The organism is Bartonella sp. AA86SXKL (assembly GCF_042196885.1).
The window spans coordinates 1-6,105 of record NZ_JBHIRE010000042.1 but is presented as its reverse complement, the minus strand read 5'-3'; the positions used below and the strand labels follow the sequence as shown (position 1 = coordinate 6,105).

4 protein-coding genes, 1 tRNA gene and 1 pseudogene are annotated in these 6,105 nt (G+C 38.2%); 1 reads left to right on the top strand and 5 read right to left on the bottom strand.

The window, feature by feature from the left end:
* A tRNA-Met gene (locus tag ACFIO5_RS09120) sits at window positions 1-77 on the top strand.
* 975 nt (window positions 78-1,052) lie between these two features.
* Here ACFIO5_RS09120 and ACFIO5_RS09115 read toward each other — a convergent pair.
* The 5 genes and pseudogenes from ACFIO5_RS09115 to ACFIO5_RS09095 all read right to left on the bottom strand — a co-directional run.
* Window positions 1,053-1,880: a phenylacetate--CoA ligase family protein gene (locus ACFIO5_RS09115; protein WP_375705264.1), complete on the bottom strand. Its 828-nt coding sequence runs from the start codon at window positions 1,878-1,880 to the stop codon at window positions 1,053-1,055.
* Between the two features lie 227 nt (window positions 1,881-2,107).
* Window positions 2,108-3,286 (bottom strand): MFS transporter, encoded by a 1,179-nt coding sequence (locus ACFIO5_RS09110; RefSeq protein WP_375705263.1) that lies wholly within the window; start codon window positions 3,284-3,286, stop codon window positions 2,108-2,110.
* Between the two features lie 510 nt (window positions 3,287-3,796).
* The gene (locus ACFIO5_RS09105; protein WP_375705262.1) at window positions 3,797-5,035 is read right to left on the bottom strand and encodes a DUF2087 domain-containing protein; all 1,239 of its coding nucleotides are present in this window, start codon (window positions 5,033-5,035) and stop codon (window positions 3,797-3,799) included.
* Window positions 5,036-5,045: 10 nt separating this feature from the next.
* Entirely contained in the window at window positions 5,046-5,816 is a 771-nt protein-coding gene (locus ACFIO5_RS09100) for a hypothetical protein (protein ID WP_375634977.1), read from the bottom strand.
* Window positions 5,817-5,929: 113 nt separating this feature from the next.
* Window positions 5,930-6,105: pseudogene (locus ACFIO5_RS09095) on the bottom strand (MFS transporter); the annotation flags it as partial.

Below are 6,105 nucleotides of genomic sequence, written 5' to 3'. Positions count from 1 at the left end.
CGCGGGGTGGAGCAGCCCGGTAGCTCGTCAGGCTCATAACCTGAAGGCCGCAGGTTCAAATCCTGCCCCCGCAACCACTTCTTATTCCCCCCCATAATATCTTCTAGCTTTCCCGTAATAGTAGCTTTACTCTTCACAGAAATATGCCAAACGCAGAGAATAATATGCTCAATAAGCCTCATTAAAAAAGCTTATAAAATTAAAAAAAATCCATACTATTGTCTCTTTACATTGCAAACATTCTAAAGGCATCAATGAAATATCATAGATAAACGAGACCCTGTATCAAAAAAACATCTCACTTTACTCTTCTAAAGTTCAAAAAAAAATAACAAAAGCTCTCTCTCAACACACCGTGAAAACAAATCATGCCAAAAAAAGACCTATGAGCGGCTTTGGGGCTGGATCGGATGTCTTCTCATCCCTAAAAGAACGCAATAGGACTCATAAGGGGTATGCTACTAATGAAGCAGAGATAGGCAGAGAATGCTTTCTTCTCTCTAAAACGATAAATCTAAAAGCTCTTCTTAATACTGGAAAACAAAAATAGCATGCTGATTTTTTGTCTCTTAAAAGCCGGCAGAACATTCTTGTAGCAATTTTATAATAAAGAAGTTCAGAGGAATCACCGTTTGTGAAAAAGTGAACACTAAATAGCTAATAGCTTGAGATAATACCTTACAACTAACAGCCTAACCCTTACAATAGGGTTTGTTCAACTAAAACTATAGCTCTGTAATTTTTGCACTTAAAAGGCTCGAAGAAGCTAAACTAAAAGAGGAGCTGCTTTCTTTTACGCTTTTACCTTTCCTTGAACTTAATCACATGTCTATGCGAAGGGCACATATCCCTATCCTCTGTATAAGGAGCTACAAATCGGATGATTTCTTACCCTACCTTAAATATACTTTTGTGCAAATTACTTTAAAGGTCGTGTTTTATTTTATTCGAAATGCTTTTATGGAAAGGCTTATTGAGCTAAGAGCAAGGAAAAAAACGTATAAGGTTCCAGTGATAATGAAGAACTTATCGATGAAGTTTATAATCTTATCTTATTTAATTTCTACTAAATCACCATCAAGCACTATAGGATATTCAGTCGTTTGAAAAAAGGATTTTATTTTTTCAGAGCTTGAGGAGCGAATAAATTGAGATTTCTGCATAAAGCAAACATGGAAAAATTGTGATTTATTGATAATGTCTTTTATCAGATAAGAGGATGAGAGGGATGATAAAAGGACATTTCTTTCAATATCGTAACGTGAATCAATAAACAATAAAACGCCAACACCGTTCTCAAATTGATTGACTATAATGAGTTGAATATCTGTAGCCAAAAGAGTGCAACCTTGAAGATTTAAGACATTTGTAAAATCGTGTACAGAAATTGAAGTTCCCATAATATTATAAAAAGTTGGTGTTCTTCCTTTCAGGTGTAAGGTATGGCCATGATAGCCACAATCGCATGATTGATCATATGCAATATGAACAACATCACCTGTGGCGTGTTCAAGTAATGGTGCATCTTCAGGATAAAAAACAGAGACAATTAATTCATCATTTTCAGGATTTGACTTTACTTGAATGTGATCATAAAGATGATAAATGTCACCATCAATCTTGGAACACTGGAATCCTATTGGACCAGTTTCTTGGGTGGTAAAGCTAAGAGGTTTAATATCTAATTCAAGGATTATGTCTTTTATTTTCGACACAGATTCAGCTTGAAAGGCTTCTCCAAGATAGAATAGGTTTTTTAGAGTTTTTAATTTTTGCTTCCGAGATATTGTAATAAGTTTATCCGCAAAACTTGGAAGGCATATGATGGTATCGATAGAAAATTCTTCGATAGCTGAACTCAAAGTTTCAAGATCAACCATAGAGGCAAATGGATAATATGTTACTTTGAGTAGTCTACAAATTTCATGTACAAATAAAAATCCCCCCCATAATCCTCCAGCTGTGAGACAATTTGCAACGGCGTTTACAGAGCAATCTTTAAAGACAGTTTCGAGCTTCTTTGCCGCAGAGTGTGTTACAAACTCATAATTGAGCCATTTATGGCGAAGTGTTTTGGGCACCCTTGTTGTGCCCCCAGTAGCAAAAATTATATGTGACATTGAAGTTCCTTATTTTTTTTAGTTTGCATGAGGCAAAGGCAAGAAGCAAAGGCGGAGATACCAACAATCATGCAAAAGGTGAAAGCGATGTGATTGTTGAAATGGCTGATGATCCATCCACTTGTCCATGAGCCGGCAGCTTGGCCAATATTTGAAATAACAAGAATATAACTAAAAAGAACACTGGCAGAGAGGGATGTAGTTGTTTTCCCTGCTTGATAGTATATTTCTGGAACCATGACAGATTCATAGACACTGTAGGCAATTAACGCAGTCACAGCGGTAAAGACGCCACCCATGAGGAAAAATGCAGCGAAACTTCCCATAAGCCATAATAGGTAGAAAGTTGATTTATCAGAAAGGCTGAGATGTTTATTGATTATTCCTTGCCAGATACAAATACTGATGCCAACAATTGAAAAGAAAATTCCACTATAAGGGGCGAGATTTCTGTCAAATTTACTGAGAAGTGTTGTGGTGGTGATGAAAATTCCCATGAGGAATGTACAAAGCAAAGCCGTGACCAGCAAATAAGCAATAGAACGATTATGTATTATTGTTTTTAAAGAAGAAAGAAAAGGATTCTTTATTTTTTTATTCTTTTCAAGAGATAATGTTTTATGCGGGTAATGATAAACAATTTGAATGGATAGAACACAAAGATACAAACCAATGAGTGCAAAAAAAGCCATTAAGAAGGTTGATGCGTTGTATTTTATGGCACTCGTTGCAACAAGAGGGGCGATAACGACAGCAGCATTTTGAAAAAAAGAATAGAGAGTTAATGCGCGCTTAAGAGCATTTTTATTGAGATGTTCTGATAAAATTTCTCTCAAAAATGGCTTTGAAATTGCTTTCGAAAAAGCCATTAAGGTAAAAAAGATCAACCATGCAGAAGGTGTGAGCGATAGGATAATGCACACAAAAGCGCTACTCCTTAAAATAAAGGCGGTAGCCATTAAGAGTTTACGCGAAAATCTTTCTAATAAACCCGTTGTGGTTACCATGAGAATGCTTTCAAGGATTACTGATCCAGCGAGATAAAAAGCAACATTGGCAGCAGTTATGAGAGAAGAGTTTCCAAGCAGAGGGAGTACAAAGAAAAAGGAAAATTCAGAAAGAAAAACTGTGCTATAGATGAAAAAAGTTATTTTATTTTTGCCCATGGAATTTCCATAGAAGTGTTGTTAAATGATCAAAGACATTTTGTTGTATTTTTTGAGGAAGTTTTGCCAGCCCTGTTTTTGCTGTGCACATTTCGTTGAAATAGTATCTTTCTTGATTCACTAGCCAGTCCAATGCAAGAATATTGTTTTTTCTACGATGTTTTTAGAAATATCGAGTATGATTTGGATTGAGCAACAACACTGTGCCCGGATGTTCGCGCAACAATCGTAAGATCATTGAGACCTTGATCCTATATCTTCTCCTGATGGGTTTGACTGTTTCTAACCCTATTTAATAACCAATTGACATCCCGCACTCTTGTTCCTCCCCATTGCATCTCTTGCGAAGAGAGCACGCTAATCTCATCTCCATAGATTGTCAACATATGAATGGGATGAATGATTTTGTAACCTTTTAATGAAATTACATTTTTTTAGTGGAAGGTTATTCATTCTCTTGAAATAGAGAAGAAAAACGATAGCGTTCGCTAATCATTTTTCAATTCTCTTTTAGCGCATGCGTTGATATTTTCCTCCATGGCGTTGTAAAAAACCTCTCTCAACAAGAGTGCGTCGTAATCGGGCAAAGTCTATCGTAAAGAGGTTGCATATCTTGGAAACTTCCGTTTCGCTATAGATTTTTTCCTTCTGAAAGGCTTCACCAATTTTTGATAGCATCTCTTCTGTTTCTAAATGGCGGTCGCTTAAATTTTCCCTATTCCGCTCATGTTTATTTTCTAGCATTTTCCACATTGTCTCTTCGGCTTGAAATCCTTCTGTTGTGTTGTGAATAAGTCCGAGATTCAAAAGGCGATTGATGGATTTGTGAATGTTTTTGGCATCTGAATCGACATGTTTGAGGATATCAGTAAGATTTTTTGCACCAAGGATAATGGCGGCATAAACAGCGCGCAGTGTCGGTGACGTCATGGCAGAGATCAGTGAATTGCGGGTATTGCGTTTGTGAAGGGTTTCTTTCCCCATGGGCAAAAGATCATTGCGAATGGGAATTTCATTGATTTCTATGAGTTCTGCTTGTAGCGATTGTGCGCGTACAATTTGTTCGGCTGGGGTGCGTTTGCGAATAATCCCCAGACCACCCTGGCGATATTTGTGGTTTTCGGGGAGTGTTAAAGCTTCATAGGAGCCATCAAGCCGGTAGAGAATTTCTTCCCAGATGGGAGTTCTGACACGTCGCACCCGCTGTGCCCCATTGAGAGCAACCGTTGTTGTTATGGTTGGTTCATGCAGACATAGATAACCACCCGCGGTGATGTGTTCCCAAAGGGTTATAACAAATCGCACATCATCTGCGGGAGTACCAGCATCAAGCCAAGCAAAATCTATTGGTCCCCAAGATTTGAGGGTGCTTTCATCAAGAGAGAAAAAATTCTCATGGATAAATGTTACAGTATCTTTTTCAATACCGCCTTGAAGCAGTTCTTGCCATGCTTCTTCGGCTGATTGACCTTCGACTGTAAAATCATCAATGGTGATAAGCCGAGGTTCGTAATTCTCAAGGATTCCTGAAGGATCAAGCAAAGCTGTACGCTCTTCCCAGGTGGAAGATTCTAAAAGTTTTTTATCTTGTTGCCATGATAATTTCGCTTTTTGAAGTGCTTTTGCGATAAAGCACGTACTATCACCAGCACCTATTTCAATGACTGTGCGCGGTCTTGCCATTTGAATGAGCGTGTAAATAAGTTCAGCACTATTTTCTGTTCCCATGCCAGGTCTTATCAGCTGCATCTTTTTATCCTTATAATTTTACCAATCGTAGCATTCCTGCTTTTATAAAAAACTTTATTGAATCCTCTAGCGGGTATTGAAGATGCATTGGTGTGGCAGCTTTCTGCAAGAGATGTTTTGTTTTTTCATGAAGCCGGATTGTGCGCCCATTAAGTTGATTAATGGCAAGAGTGCCAAGAGGAGAATCGATGATACGACATGTTGTCTCTCGTAAAAGAGCTGTTGCATCATTTTCTGAAAAGGCTTTTTGATCTGTTTCGATGAGACCGTGTCGTAGCAGTGATATCAAAAGACTTCCAGAGGCAAGAAGAGTACCATTGAGTTTGATTTCTTTTAAGGATTGGACAAGGCAGCCTTCACGAAGTGCTTCAAATATGGGAAAGTCGAATCCGCCAAATGTCGCTCCTTTTGTAGAAACAATGGTGATGGGTTGTATTTGCCGTTTGCCAATGAGTGCTGGTTTGTTTCTCGTTATCTGTACGTCCTTTGCCCATTGAACGCGTGATAAAGGATTGAGTTCACGTGGGTAGACAGCGAAAGAATTGATGGCTATAGGTGGTGTTGGTTTTTGCAATTCAAGTGTGTGGATGCTTTCATTCAAGTCATGTAGCATATAGTCTGCCAGTTGCCATACATAACCACCTGTTCTATTGTAAAAGTTTAAGCCTATAGGGTCTTGTTGCATGATGTTAAACTGTTTTCTTCTGCTTTGAAATATCAAGTTTTGGCAATGGTTGTTTGCTGGGGTTGTTTGTTCCTCCACACGAGAATGGTTTATCAAAATCACATTGCTTGGTATGGGGTTGCATGGGAGATACAATAATTTGATTAGGTGATGATTTTTATGCCATTTTTGGGCATGGTTTTTTTCGAGAGAAAAGATGGCAAAGTTTGCTAGGCATTATCCCATTCCTTTTTTTGCATAGCGCGGTTTAACGTAAAGCCTAATAGGCCTGCGATCATGGTAGCAATGCCAATGATAAATAGTGTGTATTGGGTGTGATGCACTTTTACAAAACCAGCTCCTAGAAAGCCAAGGCACACCGCTGTTTGTATGATGAAGATATAGG